The sequence below is a fragment of the Neptunomonas qingdaonensis genome (assembly GCF_900113275.1).
Lineage (GTDB): Bacteria > Pseudomonadota > Gammaproteobacteria > Pseudomonadales > Balneatricaceae > Neptunomonas > Neptunomonas qingdaonensis.
Window position 1 is genome coordinate 34145 of record NZ_FOOU01000011.1, and the last position, 26026, is coordinate 60170.

Below are 26026 nucleotides of genomic sequence, written 5' to 3' on the forward strand. Positions count from 1 at the left end.
TCTTGCGAATCCTTCCTTAATCTAAAATGTAGTAGCTCAGACTTGATCTGACAGTTACCCGTTTTCAAACGATGCCTGTCAGTTTAGATCTGAGCTAAGTTTTTCTCAGCCCAAATCGATTTACCATCATGCAATGTATCCATCGGTGTTCTACCGCAACACATTTTGCCCTGATGCGTCCGTTCATTGTTATAGTATTCAATCCACTCGTCCAGATCTTTTTGTAACTCGTCGATGGTAAGGTGTGTGAGGCGGGGAGTTGTGTTCCCGCCTATTTTAAATTAGTAATGCACATATATTTTTTTTGGTTTGACCGTTTAGTAATAGTACTTTCCTTCAGTGCGGAGGGGTAGCTATACCCAACCTTAGGAAAGATATTAATAATGACGATTTCTTAATTAGTTTCCTGTAGAATCTATGGATTTTATGGTTTCTTTTCTGAGGCGTTTAATATTATTTGTTCTATTTTTTTATTTTATTTCTGATACATTCAATTTCGTTAATATTGGAATTGTTCATAAGCACGGAATAATAATTATCATTTAACAAATTCTCTACTTTTTCAAGATTGTTTTTTATTGAATCGATAATGGTGGCTTTGTTGTTTAAATGTGTTTTTTTCCTCAAAGGTTTTTTGTTTTTTATATTAGAAAGAATTTTATAATTTGATACACCATGCTGGCTGGAAATTAGATTTTTTCTTATTGTTTTTCAGCTAAGTTGAGGTGGTTGGTCTGTGTAGTTTTCTTTTATTAAATCCCAATCAGTTACATCTTTTACGAGAGATAAAAAGTTTATATATATAGGAGATTGAAAGTCGGATTTTAAAATATGATAAAAACTGGTTAACATTCTTCCATAGTAAAAGTTTTTATTTTTAAGATACTGGTCTACTACTAAAATAGTGGCATCATTCACTGATTTAGCAGATTTTTCTCTTATTATTTCTCTAGCATTTTTTAAAGTATCTTCTGGGCTTAATGAATTAAATTCTGACTCCATTTTTTTATTATTTTTTGTAGGAAGAGAAATTCCGCCAGACATTTTGTTTAAAGGGAATAGGGTTTCAATATTATTGAAGTATTTGAAATTGTTATTTTCCAAAGCTGAATTTTTTGCACATATCCAATTTTTCTGAGCTTTTATTATGTTGTCTTGATATGAACTTTTTTTGTTTGTTATACTTTTTAACTTTAATTTGTTTTTTTTATTTTTCAAGGACCATAAAGTGCAATATGAAACTATATGCATAAAGTTTTAAGTGCCAATGGGTGAGCACTTTTGTTCATTTTTTCGTATTTGTTTTGTATATTGGCACCGTCAAGATTTTCACTTTTCCAATAATCATCAAGTATTGGGATAAAGGAAAGATAAATCTTATTTTTATCTGGTATTTGGATTATTTTTTTTGAAACATCCATGTTGTAGTCCATTTTATGATTTTTAATCTGAAATTTTAATAATTGTATATAACACACATGTGAATGCAAATTAAATATTATGGTTTGTAGCAGCTCAAATTCTCAGGAAGATGCGAGTAAGGGGCTGGCCATGAGGGGGAACATACTTCACCGTTAACAAACTAAGCGATCCAAGCATAAGCAGTTACTGCGCTTCGCCGAAAGCGAATATCGTCATAAGGCCATCATACTAGGAAGGAAAATTTGCTCGCACTTATGGATAAGTTGAGGCTATGGTGCGGTAACCTTACCTTTTTTTAAAGAGGATAAAAGTATAGGTTATGCCACCATTAATGCTGATTCATAGCGGAAAATCTTTATTGAGCCACAGGGCGCAATGCCGCTACAGTCTGAAGGTGATAATGTTTAATATGACTCACCTCTGCGCTTCATAAACACCTCGGCTGGCATATCGGTCGGTTATTGCAGAATATACCTTGCCGGGTGATCAGCGAGTCATATTGAAGTAGATTAGAGATTATGGCCTACGGCATAATGCTGATTTGTTGGTGATTGCAGACTATATCTTTGATCGCTCAGTGCCTCCGGCGAAGCAGTGGTTGCGCTAAATGCTTTCTTAGAATAATTAACCCGTGATCATCATTTCGGGCAATTAGGGCAGTGCGAAACTGCTGCGATTTGGTTTTCATTATATGCGTCAGGCATGTTGCACTTCCTCGGAGATATTGCAAAGTAGTTCAACCAATGCGCATTTTAATACGGATTGTTGCCCTATAAACTTTTGGGGTTGGCAGTATCACTATCCGATTGAGGACGTAAGATGTATGGAGGCGACGATTGTTTCAAGAGATGATGCGCACTTACTGAATGATCTGGGAGGTACTCAGTGGTCCGTATAGTTATTAATATACCCATAGAATTTTATTCTTATTATGTTTGGCTTAATAATGGTTTTCAGTAATGATTAATGGAATAGATGCATGCAGTAAGCACTTTAAGTACTCGGACCTCATATTTTGTGGTGCAACACAGGTTAGGAGTGGCGTATCAAACATGCCAAAATCACAAGAAAGCTTCAATGCTATTAGCTTGTTAGCTACTGAGATTTTAGACTTGGTGGTAGATGAGTTTGGTTCTGTTAAGTTGACTTATGGCCTCTGCAGTAAAGAATTACTTTCAGAAATACGGAAACGTAATGTGAAGCGCATTGCCCCCTCACTGGATCAGCATGCGGCTTTTGAAGTAAATAAAGCGGGAAAGCGTATATGTAGTCGGGATGGGTTTGCATGCGACTTTAGGGTTGAAGGGGTAAGTTCAATAGTTATCGCGTTATGGGTTATCGAAAACTGCTCTTTTGATAGGCTGTATTTTTATGGGCATGATCTCCCTATACATGTTAGCTATGGCCCAGAGCTTAATTGCAAAGTATCAGTCATGAAGCAGTATAATGGGAAGCTGGTGCCACGGACTATCAAGAAAGAGCGGTTTTTAGACTATGTAGGCTAGTTATGGATCAAGACAGATTTATGAAGCTTGTAAGTGAATTAACTTTAGGAAAGCGCCTGCCTGATGTTATATATCTACACCGCTCCGCTCTAGAATACATAGCAGATGAGCTCTCCAAGTTTACTTATTTGATTGCTAAGGCCGGCCAAATTGATGATGAACACTGGAATGTAGTTAAGTATTATCGTAAAGACTTCAGATTATCATATCTTCATTACCCACTATTTTTTGATGATTCATATCCTGCCCTTGAAAGAAGTTCAACGGTGGATCTTCGTTCAACTACCAAGCGAGAAATGGACTACAGTAAAGCTGAAAACCCTCCGATTCTTCATAGAAAAGAACTTTTTGTTCATCCAGATCACCCTGAGTATGAAAATTTTATTACGTTAACGCAGGAGGGTGAAACTGCTGGTCTGTATGAAAATCATAAAATAATTGGCTTCCGTGATTCTTGGTATCGCCTAATCAATCAGAGTGGTTATGCTTTGGTTGATGGACGGTTATTTCGACAGGCGGCTCTTCAAACCGGTGATCAAGCACAAGTAGATCGTCATAAAACCGCTATACAACGTCATAGCCTTTCTGCACCGATGAAGTCTCTTTCAAAGCATGGATATCTTGATGGTACATTTAGTGTATTTGATTATGGGTGTGGGCTTGGCGATGATCTTTGTGAGCTGGAGGCCCATGGTATTGATGTGGCTGGTTGGGATCCTGCACATAGGCCCGATGCTGACATATTTTCAGCGGATATAGTTAATATCGGGTTTGTGATTAATGTGATTGAGGATCGTGAGGAGCGTATAGAGGCTCTTATGCGAGCGTATGAGCTTGCTGGGAAGGTGCTAGTTATCTCTGCTATGTTGGCAAGCGATAGCTTTATCCAAAGGTTTAGGCCTTACAAAGATGGTGTTATTACCTCTAGGAATACATTTCAAAAGTATTATGCCCAATCTGAACTTCAGGCTTTTATCGAGCAAACACTAGAAGAAAATGCTATTGCGATTGCGCCAGGTATTTATTATGTGTTCAGAGATAAGTTGCAAGAGCAGTCGTTTTTATCTAATCGGCAACTTCGCCATCATCAATGGAAGCAACTGACACAGCGGCCTGTTAATTCGTTGAGTAAGATGCAGGTACTCATCGGACAAAATACTGAGCTATGTGAGCGTTTTTGGCAGGTTTGTCTTGAGCTGGGGCGGTTACCAGCAAGTGATGAGTTTGAAGGTTATGCTAATATTGTTGAGGTTTTTGGCTCCTCAAAGCGTTTATTTGATGTATTAAATGCGGGGGCAGCCAGCTTAGACTTTGAGCTCTCTAAGGCAATGAAAAAGGATGACTTGATTGTATACTTTGCTTTAGCGCTATTTGGAAAGAGAAAACCTTATACGCGCTTGGCTGACGGCTTGAAGCGGGATGTGAAAGCATTGTTTGGCACATATAAGGAGGTTCAAGAAAGAGCAAGGCATGCTTTGTTTGAAGTATCTGACGTTCAAAAAATCTATAGTGCTTGTAAAACAGCATACGAAAACCTTTCTGCAAGCGTCATGGATGAGCAGCACTCGCTTACGATACATCGTGGGTTCTTGGAAGAGTTGCCACAAATCTTGAGAATTTATGTTGGTTGTGCGGTTCAGTTGTATGGTGAATTAGATGAAGTGAGTTTGATTAAAATCCATATCCAATCAGGAAAAGTTAGCCTGATGGTTTATGACGAATTTGATGAGTCGCCACTGCCGCTTTTGTTAGAGCGAATTAAAATTAAGATGCGAGACCAGGATGTAGATTTCTTTGATTATGTCGATGGCTATGCACCTCAACCGTTGTATCTCAAATCTAAGTTAATAGACAGCAGTTTTAGTTATTATGAAAAGCAAATGTCTTTTGATCGCCGTTTGCAGCGGCTTGTCCCTTCCATTCAAGGGCTACTCGGCCCGGGTAATATTGAGTTGCAGCGTCTGCTCGCTGAGCAGGGTAAGGTTGCTAAAGGTTATCGATTTTATTCCATCAAAAAAACTGGATAAGATAAGAACTGACGTTTACTTACGTTATTTGGTGACGTAAAATGCACGAAATTACGTTATCAGGTCTGTTGATATGAGCTCTACTGACACTTCCGGCTATTGTTATTCTTTTCCTGCAGTTAGAGGGATGCAAGCAGGGCACTGTTTTTATATAGCTACATGCCCCCTTCGGATCATTCCTCGTATTTTTATTTATGACGAAGAGGAGGTCCCTCCTGAGCTTCGTGCCCAGAGGACTCTTAATAAGTCTCGAATACCCGAAATGGTTAAATACCTATTAGATAACCCTCATGATTATGTTTTTTCAGCGTTGACTGCATCAGTAGGTAGCGATGTTAATTTTGAAGAGTTTGAGAGCGGATCAAATATGGGGACACTGAAGGTTCCTATGGATGCGCAGATACTGATTAATGATGGCCAGCATCGGCGCAAAGCGATAGAGGAGGCGGTCAAAGAGCGTCCAGAGCTGGGTCATGACAACCTTCCCGTTTTGTTTTTTGTTGATGAGGGACTCAAGCGAAGTCAGCAGATGTTTGCGGACTTGAATAAATATGCTGTAAAGCCCAGTCCATCGCTGGCGACATTATACGACCTTCGTGATCCTGCTTCTAATTTAGCTAGGTATTTAGCGACTGAAATAGAGCCATTTAAGGGGCTGACCGAGATGGAAAAGTCCAGTATTTCGGTTGTGAGTAATAAGCTTTTTACTTTGAGTAGTATTAAGCAGGCTACACGCGCACTCCTTAGTAAGGGTGCTAAAGAAGGTTTTGATGAAAGTGAGAAGGAAACCGCTACTCTCTATTGGCAGGTTGTGTATGCCAATATGCCTGATTGGCAACAAGTACATAAAAAAGAGGTTTCCCCTACGCAGTTAAGGCAAGAATATGTGCATGCACACGGTGTAGGGCTTCATGCTTTAGGTATCCTCGGTAAAGATCTCCTATGCGAATCCCCTGACCAATGGCAACAAAAACTGACTAAGCTTCGTACTATTGATTGGCGAAAAGCGAACCCAGAGTGGATTAAGCGTAGTATGCAGCACGGAAAATTAAGTAAATCTAATACGAGTATTCAGTTGACGTGTAATGCATTGAAGTTGGCGCTTGGACTGAAACTAACACCCGAAGAAAAAGCATTAGAAGAGCAAGTTGCCTAATGAGTATATTGGTTCAGAAACACGATCTTGAAGATTACGAAGAATTTATTAATGCAGAGTTATTTGCTGGTCGGCCTCTGGCTGATTTTGTTGCAGAGGTCCAGAGGATTTACTGTACAGATAAGCGTCCATGGGTTATCGGTTATAGTGGTGGCAAAGATTCCACGGTTATTGTGACGCTTGTATATCTTGCGTTGCTCGGATTAGAGCCAGAACGACGTTCCAAACCTGTGTTCATAGTTTCTTCTGATACCTTGGTCGAGACACCCGTTGTCGTCGATATGATTACACGCACCCTCAAAATGATCGAAGATGGTGCTCGCAGAGATGAATTGCCGATTACTACCCATCTTGTGACACCTAAAACAGATGCCACATTTTGGGTTAGTTTGCTTGGTAAAGGATATCCAGCTCCCACTCGTCAATTTCGTTGGTGTACAGAGCGCATCAAAATTGATCCGGTAAGCCTATTTATTAAAGAGAAAGTTGCTCAGTTTGATGAGGTGATACTCTTGCTAGGCTCTAGAAGTGATGAAAGCGCATCCCGAGCACAAGTTATTGCACGCCACAAAATAGACGGATCCCGTTTAGCGCGACATACGACGTTACCGAATGCCTATATCTATACTCCTATAGATACATGGAACACTAATGACGTGTGGTCTCTGCTGCGTGGAGCGTATAAGTATTCAGACTTCGTCGACGAGTGGGAAAGTCCTTGGGGTACGAGCAACCTTCCGCTCTGGACGCTTTATCTGAACTCATCGAACCAAGGTGAATGCCCTCTGGTTATTGACGATAGCACACCATCTTGCGGTAACTCACGTTTTGGCTGTTGGACATGTACCGTTGTTACAAAAGATAAGGCCATGGAAGGTTTGATCAAAAATGGAGAGGAATGGATGTCGCCTCTGCTGCGTTACAGAGACCTGCTTGCGTCAACGGGCGACCCTTCACAAAAAGCCAAATATCGTAATTTCAAACGACGTGACGGAAGAGTTATCTACCAGAACGCTAAAGAGGGAGAAGAGCTCGACAGCCAGCGGAAGTTTATTCCAGGCCCTTACTGGTTAAAATTCCGTAAACAATGGCTTGAAGACCTACTCACCATTGAAAAACAGCTCAACCAAGAAGGACATGAGATTACCCTCATCACCGAGCCGGAGTTACACGAAATCCGACAAGAGTGGTTTAAGGATCCTAATGAACCGGATTGGGAAGACTCACTTCCTAGCATCTATCGAAAAGTCTATGGACGTGATCTAGAATGGTCCAACAATGACCGGCCACGTTTCGATGCGGACGATGCAAAAATGCTGGAGCAGCTTGGTGACGAGTACGACGTCGCACCGGCGATGATTAAAAAACTGATTGAGCTTGAGCTCTCGATGGAAGGCCTTAGCCGTCGAAGTGGAGTCTTCAACAAAATTAGCAGTCTATTAAAACAAGATTGGGGTAGCTTAGAAGAGATTGAAGCTAAAAAATCTCAGTTACAGGCTAAGCATGAATACGATCTCCATCAAAAGGAGATTCAAGATTATGAAGACAAAATCAGAGAGATCGAAGCGCTACTGTTACGTGATAAGCAGGCCGAATTAATATGATTATCAAGAAATTAGTGCTACATAATTTCCGGGTTTTCCGGGGTGTTCATGAGGTTAATTTAGAGCCTAGCAGAGATCAACATGGAACCCCGAGACCCATCATCCTCTTTGGTGGTCTCAACGGAGCTGGTAAAACTTCAATCTTATCTGCTGTAAGGACTGTGCTGTATGGCCGGCAAGCGTTTTCGCGGACACTAAGTAAAGGCGAGTATATTGAGCAGCTCGATGCGCTAATTCACAAAGGTGAAGGCTTGGGCGGGCACCCAGAACAAGCTAGCATCGAACTAATCTTTACCTTCACCCAGGGAGGACTAGAGAGCGAATACAACCTCATTCGCTCTTGGGGTAAGGGTAAAAAAGATCGTCTCAGCCTAAGCCAAGACGGTACCCCGAGGAGTGAACTAAACTATGATCAGTGCCAAGGATTCTTAAATGAATTGATACCCGCAGGTATCGCCGATCTTTTCTTCTTTGACGGAGAGAAAATTGCAGAGCTGGCAGAGGATGAGTCAGGAAGTATTCTTCAAACTGCTGTCAGACGGTTACTCGGTATTGACTTGATTGCTCGCCTCAAGAGTGATCTCATCATTTACCTTAAGCGCCACGGCGCTGAGGCGATGCCCGAGAAGATCAATCAAGAGCTCCGTGAATCTCAAACAGAGCGTCAGGCTCTTGAAAAAACAGCTGAAAAGCTGCGTTTTGACGCAGATTTGAAAGCCACCAAGTTTGAGCTGGTCAGCAAAGATCTTAGTGATTTGGAAGCATCATTGAATGCCGATGGTGGGACTTGGGCAAAGACACGCCAAAGCGAAGAGGAGCGTGTTAAAGACCTGCTTAAGGAAAAGGTGCAATTAGAAAAAGATATTCGTTCTGAGTTGGAATACCTTCTACCACTGGCTTTGGCGCCAAACACGCTAAAAGAACTGCTTCATGATTTAGCGAGCGAGGCTCAAGTAAAGCAAAAGCAAAGCTTTGGTCGTGAAGTACAGAGCTTATATACGCAGCTAAAGTCTGCATTAAGCGGTATAGAAGAGGATAATACGCCCTCACTGCAACTGGTTGACCAGTGTTTTGAAGCACACTTAAACGAAATTCCAGTTGATGCTGTTTCGTTGGATCTATCCGACCGTGAATACCGAGGGCTAGAACACCAAGTATCTGATGCCCAAGAGCAGTCTCTACCTCGCTTTCAAGAAGCCAAAGATCGACTCGCCAAGGTTGAATATGAGCTTGATCACGCCTCTTTAAACATTGAACGCGCACCTGATCAAGAGCAGCTACAGGATATTTTCACCAAAATTCGTCAGCTCGAGCGTCAGCGTGTCCAGCTCAATAATGATTATAGGCAAGTGCTTGAAGCGGCAAAAGATGCCTTTAAAAAAGCTATGGAGCTTGCCAAGAAAGAGCAGAAACTTCACGATAAGCACCGTGTTTTTAGTAATAGCTCTGAAGCTGTGAATAACGCGCAGCAAGCATTATTGTTGCTCGATCGCTTTGCTGAATTGTTAACGCATGCGCGCGTGAAGAAGCTGGAATCCGAGTTTATTGCGTCTTATAAACAACTGGCCAGAAAGGATGATCTGCAGATTCAGGCACGGATTAACCCTGCGACCTTTGACGTGGAGCTCATCGACGACCATGATCATGTGATTAACCGTAAAGCATTGTCAGCCGGTGAGAAGCAGATCTATGCGATTTCGATACTTGAAGCGCTCGGTCGCACATCAGGTAGAAAGTTACCGATCATCATTGATACTCCACTAGGCCGGTTGGACTCACATCACCGTGATAAGCTGGTGAAGTATTACTTCCCCTTTGCCAGCCATCAGGTAGTTATTCTCTCCACAGATACCGAGATCGATAACCATTACTTCTCCAAATACTTGGAGGAAGAAATTTCTCACGCGTACGAGATTGTTTTTGACGGCAAGACTAAATCATCACGGCTAAAAGAAGGTTATTTCTGGGCCGCATCACAGGAGGAGGCTGTCTAATGTTACCCAATCGAATGCACCTGAAGAAGCAAACTGAAGAGCAGCTGAAACGATTGAAAAGCCATACCGGTGTGACCCCAAATGTCTCGGCTCGTATCGCTTTCTTTCGTTCGCTAGAGAGTGGCTATCGATTTTCTGGCGAGCCTATCAGCCTAGACGGGGGGTTAAGTCTGGATAAGGTCACCTGGTTGGGTGACTTAGAGCTTGCTGTTGAAACACTGCTGAGAAAGTACTACCCAGAGCTTGGGTCTAAGGAATTAGAGCAAGCTTGGGCAGCACATGTTGAAGATGGGATAGCTTCGCTGAGAAGCCACAAATCCTTGACAGGATTCAGCAATACTTTCTAATGGGTTGAGGGCATAAATTTGCGACCGACACAAATGTTATGCCACCGTGGAATCACGCAGCTGTGACTTCTTCAGGTAAATTGCCAAACATGAATAAGTCTATGACTGCGCGCCTTATGAAGTCTTTGCGATCTGATAAAGATTGCGTGTCCCAGCTTTCATTCTCACATAGACTTATCGTCATATTCAGCCGGCTGCTCCTGTAGGCAGGAACTTTCTCAGGGAAAGATTTATTACCTTCATTTTCATTATCAGTCCCTGAGAGTAACGTCAGATTTTCCAGCTTGTGCATATATGGATTTAAAGTAGGGTCCACTTCTCCATTTCTTGGATAAATATGCTCAAGCGTATAGGCAAAAGCATCTGGGCACATTGTTCTATCATGAGATTTGTAAATACCTACAAATCCTTGTTTTCTTTCGCTTGATAACCACTTCCAGCTTTCTTCTATTGACGACAGAATAAACTTTAAATGCTTATTATCCCCCCCTACCTCATATTCAATTTCATCTAAATAGGAGTGAATCTCACTCTTACCAATTTTAGATATCAGCACTCCTCTAAGCTCATCGACAAATCGCCTAACCTGATAAACGCCAGAATCCTTTCTCATTTCAATAATATTTTTGTAATATATTTTGGTGACTGGAGTCATTCTTTTTTCCATGGCAACCCTATAGACAAAGAAGAATTTCTCCAAAAAATATATTAGTTGATAAAACTTTTTCTCACTTAAATTACTTGCGGCCATTAACAACGGAAGGCAGTGAGAATGTTTGAAAATAACAATCAAATTGTATAATTTCTTTCTTTGGTACTCAGTAAGCATTGATTTTTTATACGGCCATCTCCCATCGCTGAGAAGATCGTATATCTTTATCTGCTTATCAATATCATCAATCCGTGAAGATATATTTTTTTTATCATCGAAGAATTCTTTATTAAAATCTTCAAAAAGAGAAGTTTTAGAAGATCCTTTGCCTTTATTAGAAACATAATAGGCTATCAGCTTATCGTCTGTTGACTTAGTACCTTTTTCAGTAATAGAGTCCCACTTAGTTTCCAGTTCATTTAGCTGTTCATCTTCTAAGCCCGTTTCATCAGCAGCCCCAAGGGATGAAGCTCTCAACAAATCACCAGCAGTTAGAGACCTACCTCTATCATTGATAACTTGGAAAAGAGTATAAGCATCACTGATATCCTTCATTTTTATAATAAGAATTTTGCAAGACTTTGAGAAAACCTTAAACAACACATCAATGTTTTCTAATGTCTCATTATCATCAACACCTCTAAAGTCACCAAGCCAAGAATCAATATCAGAACAGCATCTTTTAATGAGTAAGTGAGACTTCAAATCAGAGCTAGCAACAACTCCATTTCTAACAGCATCATCAAAATATAAATGATCCCTTTTTGACAAGGTCATTCGAGGAAAACTGACATCCTTACCATTTTCCTCAAACACTACATCTACAAATTTTCCCTTATACTTCGCGATTCGTTTTTCTCTTGTCTCGGAGGCATCACCATTTAGCTGAAGACCTTCGAGAAGGTTAACTATTCTAGATATCAAGATTACTGTTGTAGATAGCCTCTGCTGTCCATCTACCAATTGATATTTAACCTTGTCATCAAGCTCATCTTCACTTTTACATTTAACAGATACAATTCCACCTAAAAAGTGCTGCCCAGCTTTGCCTTCTGTTTTATGAGCGTCATATAAAGCCTTTATATCGTCACAGAACTGTTTAACATTCTTGCGTTCCCAAGAATAAGACCGTTGGTATTTTGGTACAAAAAATATAGTATTTTCTGAAAAAACAGATTCCATTGAACAAAAATTTGGTTTAACTTCCATGACATCCTCAATGATTATTATATGGATATTTACAAATCAATTATTTGTGAAAAACTTCTTTAAAGTGCCATTCTATGTATTTTTCAGAAGGATGGTCATTTTTTAATCTTGGTAAATAACAATCTACTCCTTCAAAATCAAAGAAAAGTTCTTTAACTCTTTTGTTACCATTGACTGATTTGGATACGATAATCTTCATATCTTTATCGAACCCAATTGCCCCCTTATCAAAAGCCCTGTGATGCAAAGTACACAAGCAAATTCCATTATTAGTGTCACACGGACCACCATATTGTTTCCATTTTATGTGGGCAGCATCTAAGCACGCAGTAACTGAATCTAATCTCAAATCAAGTTCGCAAATTGCACATTTATACCCGTAGGCTCTTAAAATATTTTTTCTGAAAGCAGGGTCCCGCTTTTTAATAATTTCATATAAATCAAAATCTAGCGTTTCAATAATATCTTCTTGAATGCTTTCAGGAAAATTATCTTTTAATATCAAAGAAACAAGCTCTCTTGCTAGAGATGGGTTCACCATGAGTAATTTATGTGCTGGTTTTGAAAAACCACCAGTGACATTCTGGTTTATAAGTTCGCTCTTAGGTGGATCGGTATTGCTTTTTCTAGGCATGCAATTATCAGTATTGGTTAACTCCCAAAAGCCATCATTTATAAGTCTCCAAAAAGGATATGTAGAGTGATAGTTAGACCTACAGGGACCATAACGTTTTAAGAGTTTAGTGAGACTCTCATCGATTTCAGTTTCAAAATGAAATAGGCGATCGTGACCTTTCAAATACTCTGAGATAGCAAAAATTAAGAGTAAAGGCTTATGTGGTGCCCGAACGTCTCCACGTCTCCATATCGATATTGTTTGAATTTTTTCTTTTAGTTCTTCAGGACTCATTGATCAAGAAGCTCCCAAAACGCCTTGTCTTTAATCTTTGATACTTTCTTCTCACCATCAACATAAAGGCTATAGTGCTTATCCAGCTGACGTATCTGCTGCATAAAACGCTCTTCTTCATTTTTGTCCGCACTGTTGAATATCGCTTTAATCTCTTGGCTTTTCAGCTGAGATACGCGGTGAATAATCCAGGAGAGGATGTATTTTGAGTAGTCCATATCTCCTGCCTTAAAGTGAGTGAGCTCTTGGGTTGATAGAATGGTGCCCACACCAAATTCTCGTCCCTCTTTAAGAATTTTTTTCAGGCTTTCAAATTGTTGCGACATAAAGTTATCAGCTTCATCCACCAATATCATTTTACTGATTTGGCGATAGTCGCCATCTAGTTTTGAGCTGCCGTGCTGGTGCATCTGCGCAAAGAAGATATCTAGGGTGATGGCAACAACCAGGTTTTGAATCTTCTTATCGTACCCTGAAAGGTTGATCACTGTTACGCCATTTAAGGTGTCGTAAAGCGATTGTGTTTTTTCGGAGTTGGGCTCAAATACTTCGAAGGTATTGAGCTCATAGAGTGCTGCGTAAAGGGAATCTTGCTCCACTTTTTCTTGGTCGAGGAATAGGTCCCAGATATTTTGCATCGTCGGAACGTTATTCGTCCAACTCGCAGGGTTGTGCGCTTGAATGCCGCAGTTCTCATATGCCTGCATGACCAACTCATGAATTCGGTGCTCTTGCTTAGGCCCTAAACCAAATGCTTTAGCTAGGGTTGCACGGAATAAACTGGCTGTATGTACTGGTAACATAGGCTTGTTGCCTACCAAAGAAAACGGATTAAAGGGGAGGTGGTGCAGGCCATAGACCGTCGCATTAGTCGCTTTAACAAAGTCTTCTTTGATATAATCTGCTTTGTAGTCAAAGATCAGAATACCTAGTGGCTTTCCATCCACATTATCTTTTTGTTGACGTACCAGCTGAGTGATTAAACTTTTAGTAAATTGAGTCTTCCCCGTACCCATCGTGCCAATAATACCGGTGTTGGTATTGAACACTTTGTTGGTATTGGTTGGCTCCCAAAAGATGGGCGCCTTATCAATCGTACGGTGGCCTAACAGGACTGATAGGTGCTGGCCACTCCAGTTACTTGTTCCAGATAATTTTCTCTTAGTATCAATAGATTCAGATTGAGTAGTATCAAAATTTTCGTTTCTAACATGACTCTGTGTATTATCGTATTCCGGTGAATCATCAATAGAGCCGGAGCTGCTTTCAGTTTTTACCGAACCGTAGTTACCTATGTCATTTTGCACGCGATAATTCTGAGTAGAAACTTTTTCCGTTGCAGAGTTATCTACTTGCACATAGATATCTGGCCGGATCCTTTTCTGTTGATTATCTATCTGAATATCTATATTTGGCCGGACCTTTTTCTCTTGGTTATCAAGTAAAAACCACAGACCGTTATTATGTCCAAAAAGAATGCCTTCGTTACGGAGTAATACCTTGCTTACATCCTCTCTGCTGAAAGAAGTCTTTCGATAAAGGTAATGTAACCGCAGTTGGTTATTGCCGGAGAGTGCCCTCAAAATTTGTTTTTTGAGAATATCATTATCACTGAAATTACTTTCAACTTGAGGGTCGCTATTCGTTTCTAGCTCTGTTTTGTCTGGTCTCGTGTCTGTCTCAATTAAGGTGTCTTGAGTTTGGCTAACACCCGAAGTATTAGAACTGACCTGTGGCAACGGTTGCTTTAGTTCCGATCTGGAATCATTTGACGAGATATTAAATTCATTAATAGAGAGATTAGAACCAAGGATATATTTAGTGGGCACATGGCACAGCTGTTTGATGTTCTTCTCATGCATCAGGCCTTTAAGTGAAGTACCAACCAATGTTGATAGCAGACTAGTGGGTAATTCGATGCACAATACTGCCCCAACTTCTTTGTAGCTAGGCTCTGGTATCGACTGACCATCGATATGTTGAACAACGATGCCTTCGGGGTAATCCTCTAAGGTTGCAAGTCGATATTCTCCACGCGTCCATTCTTCTCTTTCGGCCAAGAGCTGACTGAAGTAACCCTCTGTGAAAACGTCGTAAAGTTGATATTTATCAACCTGGATCAGAACCTGTCGCATAAACAACGCCCGATAGATTTTGTTGGCTAGCGATCGACGTCCGAGCATATTTTGAAGGTGGGCAAGCAGGTTCTCAATTTGGGCGATTGCTTTGTCTGTCCCTTGAGGTTTTCCGGTTTTAACCTCCACTGGTAGTAAGAACAATTGTTGGTCTTTAAAACCGACCAACAAGATATCATCGGACATTGGCCCTTCATTTTTACTATGAGCACCAGGTGCGAACTCACTTTCCATGATACGCAAGCCGATATTTCCGGATACTCGGACCATCTCACCGATCGAGAGCGGCACCCATGTAATATCCGACTCGGAAAGCATACTCGTTACAAACTTGTACGCGCCAATCTCTCCTTCGATCCCTTTTCGTGAAGATTTACTGGCTGTGAGCATCTTGAGTAGCCAATCGCCGTTGAAAGCATTGAACTCTTCAATTAATCCTCCTTGGCCTTGTTCAAGGACTCGTCGATACAGCTTAATTTCTCGCGTGACTGTTATCGCATCGTATCCTGCAGTTGTTGTGTACTGGTCTGAAAAGTGAATCAGAGTCAGGTTCTGATTACGGAAGAAATCTAACGTTACCTTAGGATCTATAATCGTGGTCCAGATTGATGCCTCGTACGCCTGTTCCAAATGCTTTTGAAACCCCTCATTGACGGCTAGGGCGATAGCGTTGGACCCGGTATAAGGCGTACTCGATTTTCTTGCAGGAACAATTAGCGCGCCATAGAGCCTCGCTAATTTTAAGTGAGGGGTGAGCTTATAAGGAACATTACGCAGACCAAAGGCAGTAAAATAGCTGTTGCCTTTGCTTTCTGCGCCTTCACCACTAAGCAGTCCATCAGCTGATATGCCTGAGATGCTGGCATCGATGTTAATTTCTCTTGGCTGAATTTTTTCTTCATTACGGAAGAAGGCTATATGCGCGTATGCATGTCCTGATTTAGCCGCTTCTTTGTGAGTAAACTTACTGTAGGTGAGCTGTGTTCGCAGAGTATCGATTAGGGTATCTGCTATTTCTTTTTTGTCCTTTTTATTGAGCCCTAGCTTTTCTTTCAACTGGCTATGACTGGCTAATTCTGCAAAATCGTCAAACCAGTTGAACTGTAATTGTTCATCATAAAGGTTTACATGCACGCAGCAGGCGTTATCCAGATTTTTAGCAAAGTAATCAACAATGCCTAAAAGCAGTTCTTTACACTGCTGTTGGTTGATTGCATTGATGAGCAGTTTGCTCTTGCCATTATGAGAAAAGAGTTGACTAAATGCATTCTGAAACTCGCCAATTTTTTCCCGTACAACTTTACGAACATAGTCATAATTACTATCTTCATGCGGAATGGCTTTCAGCCAAACAGGATTTTCTTTAACCAACTGTACGTAAGAAAAGGCGTGTTCGTTATCGTACAGGTATGGAATCAATCCTCTGGGCGATAAACGCTCTAGTGTTATGCGGGGAAGATACTTGAAGCTTGACTCTTCACCATCAGCAACGATCTGATCGGCAAGCTCTACGAAATAAGAGAGAATCAAAGGATGAAAAGGACTAAAGTGCTCACAGTCCTCAGATTTAACCATCCCAACCTGCAACACCAAACGATCGGCGTTAGTAGGCACGGTATCGATTTCAATTTGTTCCAGATAGGCTTGATACGCTGATACGACCTGATGTACTAAATCTCGGTATTCATCGCCCCAAGAGACAAGCGAGGGGAGGGTTTCACGGCAAGATAAATAGCTAAATAGCGATTGATATGCATTGTGTAATTCGGGGCATATTGTTAATAACGAAGACAAAGGGGTATTGCCTTCATGATTGAGTGCTATAAGTTCCTGATCCAAAAAATCGGCTTCCCAGCGTAGCAAAGTAAGTCGGACGCTGACTGGTGTGACTTCTTTATTATCGATCAGAACCTTGTCTTTCCGTCGTGAAAACTCACCGTAATAGCTGTCTCTAAACAGCCGGCTAAAGCGATCTCTGTCAAATAACAATGGTAAAGATAATGATTCGGTGGCGACTTCTCCTTCAACGTTGAAATGAAGGCGGTGTAAACCGCTGTTGATCTTGAAGTCGATTAACTCTGAATCATTGGCTAATTCTTTGAAGTGTACTTCGGCAGTTGTGGTAAACAATGCAGATTCGCCGCATTCCTCTAGCTCAACTCGCTGATTCGCTGAAGGGTTTACAGTCAGGAAATATTCATTGGTATGTAAGTTGATGATTTGCGCTTTTGCAGAAATAGTATAGATGTTTTGAAAACCCTCGATGTAAAAATCACCTTTGCGTATCACTAGACAATGAAAATCGAATTTCTCGGTTGAGCGATCACGGCCTCCGGTTCCTACAGTAAAAAAAAGAGGAGTTCCGTCAAAAGGGCCTTTCACAGTCAATTTACAATGCTTAGAGCCTTTTGTCGCTTTTAGATCATGGCCTAAAGGGAGGAGTCGGTTTGGGGTGGTAAGTTGATTCGTATCGAGGTCGTTCCCAAAAAAGGTTGCGGTAAAGTCAAAGGCCATCTCATTAGCTGGAACTTGAATGATGATATGTTGTTTTCGCTCGGCAGCCTTTGATGTTCCGCTGCTGCGAGCTATCGACTCGCATTGCTCTGAAGTTATTTCATCAAACACAAGGGTGGGTTGGCTGTTCCTGTTTATTTCATCAAGATAAGTTTGAAAATGAACATCCTTCCAAGATTTCAAATCACCTTTTGGAAAATGCTTAGCAATAAACTTTGATCCAAACTGCTTAAGACGAGATTGCAACTGTCCTGAAAAGTGCTCAACGTCATGTTCAATCGAGCGATATAGTTGCCTATTTTTTTCTAAACGTTTTTTTATTTGGTCTGTATCGTCACTGAGCTCTTTTATAAAAGGGTCATTGAAGAGTTCGAGTTCATGAAACTCAATCTCACCATCTTCCAACGAGTTATAAAGCTTTTCGAAACCAAACATTGTTGCGCCATCTTCACTAATGGCATCGAATTGATAATCAAGAAGGCAGTTGGAGATTCCTTTAGCATCGTTTTGCTCATCGATTAGGTTGGTGAGAGCTGTTTTAATTGATGATGGGTGCCATATGCCACCTTCATAAGCCAAGTCATCGGAGCTGTTAACAATCGTATCCAGCGTACTATTGTGTAAAAACAGTAATGCCATTCCACTAAGTAAACTATTGTCGGACTCTGGTTCATCGCGTAGGTGGGCAAGAAAGTGCTCGTTGAAACCGTCATCATCGTCAGAGTGGAGAAGAGGAAGAACCTTGAGACCGTTCAGGTCAAGGTATGGCATAGAGATGACATCAGATATCGACTCTACTTTATATGAAACTGAATTGTCACCAGCTAGCTCAATTAATGCTCTATAGATTTTCTTTCTTATTTCTTGGCTAGGTGACTTGAACTGAAAACGTTCACCTGCGCTGACATGATTTGGAGCCCACGTTGCAAACTGGGTTGCGATAAAATTTTCAAATCGTTTTACGGACATAAACGGCTTCCCCACTGTCACTCATACGTTCTACATTACCGATACGCTCATAAAAATCGACTAGCCTAAGCTGCGATTGTTTATCGAAAAATACGCCACGTTGCTCAAATGCCTCGATGAGCTCTACCAACCGGAGCCGCTCAGAACTACCAATTGATATATTGGTTAGCAGCAGAAGAGTGTCTTGGTTCAACACCAGTACATTGCCACCACGTCTTCGGTTTTGAACGAAGCCTTCCGCGATATACTTTTCAATTGCACGTACAATTTTGCTATTGATATCTGGACGATCTGAACCAGGTTTAGCCCAGGCTTTATCGAATTGATCGCACGCCAGTCTAAGGAGGTTTCTTAACCACTCAATAGAGTTCTCAGCAGGTTCAATCTCTCTCTTTATTCCTCGCTCATCTTTAAAGCGCAAAGTGTAGTCTTTTAAATGCTCAGTATATTGAGTGTCAGAACTCTCTCTGAGCTCAGACGCGATTTTCCATAAAGGTTTTTTAGGTGTTTTGGGGAGCTGTAGCGCCTCCATCATCGAAAGCATAGGGAAAATATCGTGTGCAGCCTTCGTAAAGGATTCCCAACCGTAGTTTTTGATCTCTGTGCGTTCAGAGCTTGCTTTTTCCGTATCAAGGATGAAATACAGAGGTTTGGGTTTTGGAGGTCCGGCTTCCCATTCAGGTAGATTTAGAGCTAACTGAGAAGTATACAAAAAAGTATAGAGAGCCAAAAAGTGGGGTAGCTCTTCAAGCATATACTTGGGGTTCTTTGCCAAAAATAGGATATCTTGTTGGAGACAGTCTGCAAGAAAAGGGAGATAGGGAGGCTCAGATCCTTCCGGTCTTTTCTTTACTAATTGTGCTTTCAGAGTGCTTATAATGATTTTTTCAATGAAGTTTAAATGGTGCTCTACATCGAATTCAATCCTTATTTCGCCCAGCAATGAGTCTAATACAGTCGCAACTCGTTGATCGGCAGCCGTTGTTTTTTCCTTATTTGCGTTAAGGAGTAAACAATGAGGCGCAACTTTAAAAAGGTCCTGATTTTCGAAATAGGTTTTTTTAAGTACGTTCCAGAAGCTTTCTTCGCTTAGTTTGTCTTTGAACGCTTTTTCACAGTCTTCTTCAAACTGCTCAGCGCTATATTTTTTAATCTCGATTCCAAGCGCTGAGCTTACAAATAAGCCAGAAACAGCATTCCAGTCACACTCATTGTAATTGGTTCGTACTGGCATATAACTGCTAGAAAGGTTCTTGCTTTCTACATTTGCAGTCAGTACATCTAGGTTGATAATCATTATCTATCCTCACATTACCTGCAAATAACCTTCATCTAGCTCAACTTCATAACGTTCTGTTCCATCTATGAAAAAGAGTGTACTTTCTTGGTTGGCTTCGTGGGTTATCTGGTCTACAAGCTCATCCAGAATAAGTACGGTGCTCTTATCATGCTTATTGGGTCGGTATCCAGCTTTGAGCTTTATTAACAACTCATACAGATTGATGCCAATAATCAATGCAGGAAGAGCGGTACCTCCTACTTTCATGTATGCATTGAAAGTTGCAGAATGATGCGCTCGGTCATCAGCTATAGCGCTAAAGTTGAGCTTTATTTTAAGAGCTGTTACAACCTTGATCTGGTTGTATTCTGCAAGAAAGTACAGTCCTCTGCGCAAATCTGGAGCACGCCTGTTCATGTATCGCCGCAACCCATCCAAAAGAACATCGCTGTAAAAGTGTTGAAGCGCATTATTGTCATCTTTAGATGAGTCATCATTATAGCCGTCATGAAGCTTCCAGATACGTGCAAACTGCTCCAGTAAAGTGTTTGAAAAGTCGGCATCAAACCGTTGATGGTAGCCATTAGCAAAATCAGAGCCTTTGAGCATATGAAACAAGCGGATATATGATTGGGGCTCCAATCTATTCAATATTCCAATTTTTTTGATCTCGTTTCTAAATTCGTTGAATTCGCTATCCCTATCGATAAGTTCAAGCTTAAGTTCAAGAATGAAGTGGTCAATTTGTTTCGTGCGGATATTGGCAGGATCAAAGCCGACGATTCGTTGGGACAGTTCATTATCAGTAGCCGCGTACAAATTATCAAAAAGGTAATTCGGAGAGGTGAGCAGGTGATGCAAGAAGTCTAGTAACGCCCTAGAAGTCATAAACTGATCTTTTATTAGACGCGCTTTCATCAATGCATCGACGATTACTCGTTGCACTGATGGTAGCATTAACATTTTAAAATTGGAGCAGAGAACAGGCTCCTGCCCATTTTGATCATGTCCCTCCAGCAGCGGTATAAATGGATTATCATTGTATTGAGTTAGCCGCTGCATAAAGGCTTCAGCAAAATTCGAATGAGCCACATGATCCCGAAACTCAAACTTTGGATATCGCTCAAAATCAAAGTAGTGGTGCATGGATGGTGGGGTGTTACCTTGAATGTGCGCTCGCATCGAGTCTTTTAAGACTGAGTGCTCTTCGCTACCACCTTCTGCATAGTTTCCCATCATGCCCACATTGATACCAATCACTAGAGGCTGGCGAGTGACAGCCACCTCTGAAAAAAGCTTATCAAGTTCACTGATGGCATTGTTATGTGGATCAAGACTATGAGTTGCATCTAGGTGGAATTTTATCTTGTTACTTAGTTTCCTGCTGTAGCGCGTCAGAATAGCCGACTTTCCATCACCGCTACTACCACAGAGAAAAATTATTTCCCCAGGCTCTAATTTATTAAGTTGTTTACTGAAATCTTTTTCAATTTCAGTAGTAATGTATAGAAATTGTTTATAGATGTTCTTATCCGCATCATCCTGCTCTACCTCCACTGCTTGAGGCGAGGATTTAGATAAAACGGATAAAGCAGATCGAAGTGTTGGTGTGTTGGGCAAAGGTCACGACTCCATGTCAGCTTTAATAGCTATTGAACCGAATGAGGACTGGGGAGCGACGCTGAGAAGTCTTTTAGGATTGATGACATATTTGAAAGCCACATATTCCTTCGTGCGTATCAGTCCAAATCAATTTAGTTCAAATGATAGATTATTCAAGTTAGTCGAGATAAACATGAATAATCGGTGACGAGTCTACACCAGTTTATTCATTTATATAAGATAGGTGGGGTCAGCGAATGTTAATCATCATTTATGAGCCGATTTGTGTGTTGCTTTAGACACTATTGCTGTCGCTATATTTCTTGATTCTTATTCCATGTCATCCATACAGCGTTTAACCCCTTTGAAAAGTATCCTAATGGAATTTTTTGCTTCCCTAGCGTCTTCAATATGTTAATGGAGATTATCAACATATATAAAAAGATGGATAGCGCTGCAGCACTATCTGGAGGGGGAGAGTCCTCGGCAACATCACGACCATGGGCTCTATATCGCTCGAACTTTCTAGATGCGGGTTTACTGAGAAGTGGGCAACGTGCCGCTGCGGTGATGACGTTGATTCAGTTCACCAAACTGAATGGGTACGATTCGTATGCCTATCTAAAAGAGGTGCCGACGAGACTGCCTGCGCAGAAGTGCAGCGCCATTGGTTAGTTGCTGTCGCATAACTGGACACAGGGGGGGGACTAGAAAGTTTGATAGCCGACAGATTTCAAAATTATTTATATTTTTCAGTTTGTTAGTAATCATTCATGCTGAGATTATAGTGTGGCTCAATTATTTTCTTAGCTCTTACCTGGATTGGCTGCTAAGTAGCGGTGTGGATGTGGGGTTACCCTCTCATTTTCTCAAAATCATCAAAAAAGGCTTGTGCGAAAGGGGTGTATAAATAAATTTCACCAAACCAATTGACTAGTTGAGAGCCTGAGTAATGAAAATCAACAGCTTTATTTTGAAGAAAACTATTGCGTAGACCTATATAGGAGCGATTATATTTCCAATAGATATCTCCAGTTCCATTGTCGAAATCGAGAAGATTTCCTAGCCTGCCTCCTCTGAGAGGGGTGAGATTTTTTACGCTACTCAGTACGAAATCAGAATGTATAAGATTGTCATAAGACAAACCTCGACTTATATCTATTTGTATAACTGATTCAAACCATTTTCCTGTAAAAGCAAAATAAGCAATTTGCTCCGGAGATCGACTTAAACCATTGATGACTAATGAATCAAGCAACTGGTCACCAGATTCTCTTTTAAATAATGCCGATTCAGCATATAACAGCTTTTCAGATAGCTTATCTTCTATATAAACATTACTAATATCGATATGGTCACTCACTGGAGGTGATCTATCTGCATACGCTTGTTCAATATAGCGCTCACTATTTACTAGTTGGCTACCCGTATGATGACTACTATCTAATTTGATTCTATCATCATTACAAATGGTAGCAATGAGCCTATTTTGGTCACCTTTATTAAAGGCAGATTTCGTAGCTATGTTTCCCGATTCATCTAGTTTAGTTTTCTTCACTTGATGATTAATAGAAGGTCCCCTGTAGACATGTGGTGAGAGGTTTTCAAAAGAGAAGTTTTTTCTGTTACCGTCTTTAAATCTCATAAGGGGATACCACTCACCTGTTTCTAGGTAGTAAACAAGAGAGGCTGCTGGTATTGGATCGTTGTGGGTGATATATACAACGTAGATTTCCTCTCCGCTCCATTCAATGCTAAGTAGGCTCATAAAGTCATTGAATGGGAGCCGATAGAAATCTTTACCATCAAAATATATTTTCTTTCTTAAGCCTTCTGGCGTTAGAGTCGGTTTTCTAAACGGTGTTCTAGCCATCCATAACTCCATTGCTTCGATTTGGTAAATCGAGCCTTTAATCCATAGAACAAATCAAACCTTAAAGTAGGACTATACCTCAACAGAGGCCCGGAAACGTATGGTGCTTTTCGATTAGCCCTTTGGAGATACTAATCACAAACTCACTCCAGCTACGGAGTAATCTATAGATGAGTTTATTTCAGCACAAGTAGAGTATTGAGATCGGAGCGTTAATCATCATTAACGTACCTTGTTAAAGGCCATTCCAGAGTGCATCAGATTCCACCAAGTCAATGAAGTGTGAGGCGCTGAAGCCATTAGGGAAAAGGCTTTCGCGTTTATCTAAATCGAGCTCATTTAGAGGGCTAAGAAGGTGCTTCTCATCTCTGAGCACCACTTCTAGAACCTCCCTCGATACTACCGGGAAACCTTCAATACATTGCCCGTCTAGTTCAATGGACGTATCAACTATCCAGCAGTGCAGTGCGTCGTATGATGTGTCTGAAGTGTACCCTAACTGTAGCTTGAGTTTTTCATCGTGCTGTATCGCCGTGATAAGTGCTTCTCGCTTTCGGTTTAACTGCCAGGCGGCTTTACGAAGAGTGCTGGTTTTGTGAAGCCATACCTCTTTTCTGCTACGACGGATGTAACCGGATTTAACTTCCAGCAATAACAGATTGCCATCGAGATGACAGATTAGGTCGATTTCACCGGGATTGTCGTTGCCAACAGTAGGTGGGTGATAGCCAACTACAACTTTAAATCCTCGTTGCTTAAACGACTCTCCTAGCCGTTGTTCGACTCGCCGCGTCTCCTCCTGAAGTTCTCCACGGTGCGTACCCAATCGCCGTAGATTATTGACTGCTGATGTTAGATTGTTCTGCTTACCCGCGACCCAGGGAAATTGAAAAATATAATGGCCAATCTTGCTGTAGGGGAGCTCTGAAATCCTCGGATTTTTTTTAGGAGTCAGGCTTTTTAAGTCGTTGCTCCAAAACTTGATAATGGCATCTGCAATGGCAATGCTGCCATTTGGGTATTCATCGCAAACCGTCCAACCTTTAATACGTTTAGCCTTTTCTGACGTAGTTGACCAGGTGATCGGTAAGCGATTTTCACCTTGTGCGAATCCGTCGAAGGCAAGGATGCTTAATGCCTCCGTTGTACTTTGTGTTGTACGTGCAAGTTTCTGTAATGGCTGAATGAAGGATTGCTCAAAGAACTGTGAACTTAATTCGCTTGCTAATAGTAGTTGGAACAGAGGGACAGATGTACCGTCATTCAAAGTGATATGGTCATCTAATCCATAAACCTCACCCAACTGTAGCCTGCTTCTTATAGCTTTAATATAGGCTAGCTGATTACCTTCATGGTTTTCCGGAAGTCCTATCGTTTTCAGTACAAGGTCTGTGCTGACAAATGCTTCCATAGCCCTGTTGATCCAGTAGTTCCAGAGAAGGTCAGATTTATGGCCTGTTTTTTCCCATTCGCGTGTTCCTGCATCACTAATGTTGTAGATGACAGATTCACCGGGAGCCATCTGGTAAGCGCACAGAGGATCAAAACGGAACCAATCGATGGAATCCTCATAATCTATTCGTTCTGAGGTGGCTGCAATCAGACATGCTAGGTCTTCGATATTTTGATGAGAGCTTTCGCGCCACCCCGAATTGGATGGGAATAACAGAGATGACAAATGACGTTTGAGGGATTTGCCTATTATTTTGTCATTCAACTGAAAGTCTCGAGGAGAGCACGATTTTAGTTTACGTTGAATGATACGGTCATATACGTTCCATTGTTGATGAAGCTTATTTGACGATTCTTCAAGCATATCGGAGCAGGCTATTACGCTTAGATAAGACAAAAGCTCTAAAAGCGACAGTTTTTGGAGCGGCTGTTCAAAGCGTTTGATTAATAGGTCAAAGGGTTGTAACTGCTCAAGGAGGCGGTCGCAGACATCAAAGAACGTATTCCAATCCTGACTTGTGCAATGAGAGCGAAGGTGAAGCCAAACTGGGGAGTTAGTCCGTTCAAACAGTCCAGAGTAGCGGATGGCCCAGCGCAGCGTGTCCGGGTTTTGAGATGCCAACTGATCTGCTAATTGCGTCGGTAAAAAATCGTCATAGTGCAGGACTTTACTTAGCGCCAGACTCGCTAAAGCTGAGTCTGAAATTGTTTTACTGTCTTTCCATAGTTCAGTTGTAGCCAGTCCATATGCTCTCGCCTTAGCGGTCAGATTCTTACCTTTGGGGCTCTGATTTAAAAAGCGATGTAAACAAGCATCAAAAGCTTTTTCTTTACTACCAGAGTTTTTTAAGTGGTTCTGAAAAACTGATTGATAGTAATCTCGGCATTGCTCATGATGCTCTTTTTGCACAGATACTCTCCCTGTATTTGCAAATTATTCGGGGAGTATAGCGCGTTATAAATATTATGCAGATCGTATTTTTCCAGCCACGATTAAGTTGGAATGCCGCAGTATTATTCAATCGGACAGAAAAGCTAACGCAAACGTTCGGCTTGAGGGTTAATCAGAAAGGGGTTACAAAGGTGCAGACTGTATTCCAATTTCTATAACTACTTTTTGAAAGGGTTGGGCCTGCTCAAGGTTTGAGGATAATGCCAAGCTTTGAATGGTCCGTGAGATACTTATTTCAATCTTCGTAGTGGGGCGTCCTTGAACTATCGGCATTTCAGGGGAGGGCGTTTAATTAATAGAGAGAAGCCACTGCTTAAGGCTTCTCTCTTGATTCTGGTTTGGGTGATGAGGCCCTTGTCAGTGCCTGGAGGAGGCATTAAAGGCTAAGTCTTAAGAGTCTATGCAATGGCACAGCTCATCCGAT

15 protein-coding genes and 2 pseudogenes are annotated in these 26026 nt (G+C 41.2%); 7 read left to right on the forward strand and 10 right to left on the reverse strand.

Features of this window, described 5'->3' with window-relative positions:
- Nucleotides 1-83 precede the first annotated feature (83 nt).
- From BM099_RS14685 to BM099_RS14695, 3 genes and pseudogenes are all read right to left on the reverse strand, one after another.
- Nucleotides 84-236, reverse strand: a pseudogene (locus tag BM099_RS14685) (IS3 family transposase); the annotation flags it as partial.
- 475 nt (nt 237-711) lie between these two features.
- A complete protein-coding gene (locus BM099_RS14690; RefSeq protein WP_143083786.1) occupies nt 712-1218 on the reverse strand; it encodes a hypothetical protein in 507 nt (168 codons plus the stop codon).
- 23 nt (nt 1219-1241) lie between these two features.
- Nucleotides 1242-1421, reverse strand: coding sequence for a hypothetical protein (locus BM099_RS14695; protein ID WP_090728889.1), 180 nt, complete (start codon nt 1419-1421; stop codon nt 1242-1244).
- Nucleotides 1422-2474: 1053 nt separating this feature from the next.
- Between BM099_RS14695 and BM099_RS14700 the strand changes: the two genes are divergently transcribed.
- From BM099_RS14700 to dndE, 6 genes are all read left to right on the forward strand, one after another.
- On the forward strand, nt 2475-2927 hold the full coding sequence (locus BM099_RS14700) for a hypothetical protein (RefSeq protein ID WP_090728890.1): 453 nt from the start codon (nt 2475-2477) through the stop codon (nt 2925-2927).
- Nucleotides 2928-2947: 20 nt separating this feature from the next.
- The gene (locus tag BM099_RS14705; protein ID WP_198064018.1) at nt 2948-4954 is read left to right on the forward strand and encodes a DNA phosphorothioation-associated putative methyltransferase; all 2007 of its coding nucleotides are present in this window, start codon (nt 2948-2950) and stop codon (nt 4952-4954) included.
- 73 nt (nt 4955-5027) lie between these two features.
- The gene (gene dndB, locus BM099_RS14710) at nt 5028-6110 is read left to right on the forward strand and encodes a DNA sulfur modification protein DndB (RefSeq protein WP_090728892.1); all 1083 of its coding nucleotides are present in this window, start codon (nt 5028-5030) and stop codon (nt 6108-6110) included.
- A complete protein-coding gene (gene dndC, locus BM099_RS14715; protein WP_090728893.1) occupies nt 6110-7714 on the forward strand; it encodes a DNA phosphorothioation system sulfurtransferase DndC in 1605 nt (534 codons plus the stop codon). The genes dndB and dndC overlap by 1 nt, the downstream gene beginning before the upstream one ends.
- Nucleotides 7711-9708, forward strand: a complete 1998-nt coding sequence (gene dndD / locus BM099_RS14720; protein ID WP_090728894.1) for a DNA sulfur modification protein DndD — start codon at nt 7711-7713, stop codon at nt 9706-9708. The genes dndC and dndD overlap by 4 nt, the downstream gene beginning before the upstream one ends.
- Nucleotides 9708-10055, forward strand: coding sequence for a DNA sulfur modification protein DndE (gene dndE / locus BM099_RS14725; RefSeq protein ID WP_090728895.1), 348 nt, complete (start codon nt 9708-9710; stop codon nt 10053-10055). The genes dndD and dndE overlap by 1 nt, the downstream gene beginning before the upstream one ends.
- A 52-nt stretch (nt 10056-10107) precedes the next feature.
- Here the strand turns inward: dndE and BM099_RS14730 are convergent, their stop codons facing one another.
- From BM099_RS14730 to dptF, 5 genes are read right to left on the reverse strand one after another with little or no spacing between them, the layout of a single operon-like run.
- Entirely contained in the window at nt 10108-11916 is a 1809-nt protein-coding gene (locus tag BM099_RS14730; RefSeq protein WP_090728896.1) for a DUF262 domain-containing protein, read from the reverse strand.
- 40 nt (nt 11917-11956) lie between these two features.
- A complete protein-coding gene (locus tag BM099_RS14735; RefSeq protein WP_090728897.1) occupies nt 11957-12826 on the reverse strand; it encodes a phosphorothioated DNA-binding restriction endonuclease in 870 nt (289 codons plus the stop codon).
- Nucleotides 12823-18444 (reverse strand): DNA phosphorothioation-dependent restriction protein DptH, encoded by a 5622-nt coding sequence (gene dptH, locus BM099_RS20705; protein ID WP_232348807.1) that lies wholly within the window; start codon nt 18442-18444, stop codon nt 12823-12825. Before dptH ends, BM099_RS14735 begins: the two co-directional genes overlap by 4 nt.
- Nucleotides 18425-19741 carry a DNA phosphorothioation-dependent restriction protein DptG gene (gene dptG / locus BM099_RS14745; protein ID WP_090728898.1) on the reverse strand — a complete coding sequence of 439 codons (1317 nt, stop codon included), beginning with the start codon at nt 19739-19741 and terminating at the stop codon, nt 18425-18427. Before dptG ends, dptH begins: the two co-directional genes overlap by 20 nt.
- A 9-nt stretch (nt 19742-19750) precedes the next feature.
- Nucleotides 19751-21343 carry a DNA phosphorothioation-dependent restriction protein DptF gene (dptF, locus tag BM099_RS14750; RefSeq protein ID WP_090728900.1) on the reverse strand — a complete coding sequence of 531 codons (1593 nt, stop codon included), beginning with the start codon at nt 21341-21343 and terminating at the stop codon, nt 19751-19753.
- A 418-nt stretch (nt 21344-21761) separates the two neighbouring features.
- On the opposite strand from dptF, the pseudogene BM099_RS20710 reads away from it, so the two are divergent.
- Nucleotides 21762-22000, forward strand: a pseudogene (locus tag BM099_RS20710) (IS66 family transposase); the annotation flags it as partial.
- 178 nt (nt 22001-22178) lie between these two features.
- On the opposite strand, the gene BM099_RS14760 reads toward BM099_RS20710, so the two are convergent.
- Nucleotides 22179-23198: a hypothetical protein gene (locus tag BM099_RS14760; RefSeq protein WP_090728901.1), complete on the reverse strand. Its 1020-nt coding sequence runs from the start codon at nt 23196-23198 to the stop codon at nt 22179-22181.
- 235 nt (nt 23199-23433) lie between these two features.
- On the reverse strand, nt 23434-25560 hold the full coding sequence (locus BM099_RS14765) for an NERD domain-containing protein (protein WP_090728903.1): 2127 nt from the start codon (nt 25558-25560) through the stop codon (nt 23434-23436).
- Nucleotides 25561-26026: the final 466 nt, after the last annotated feature.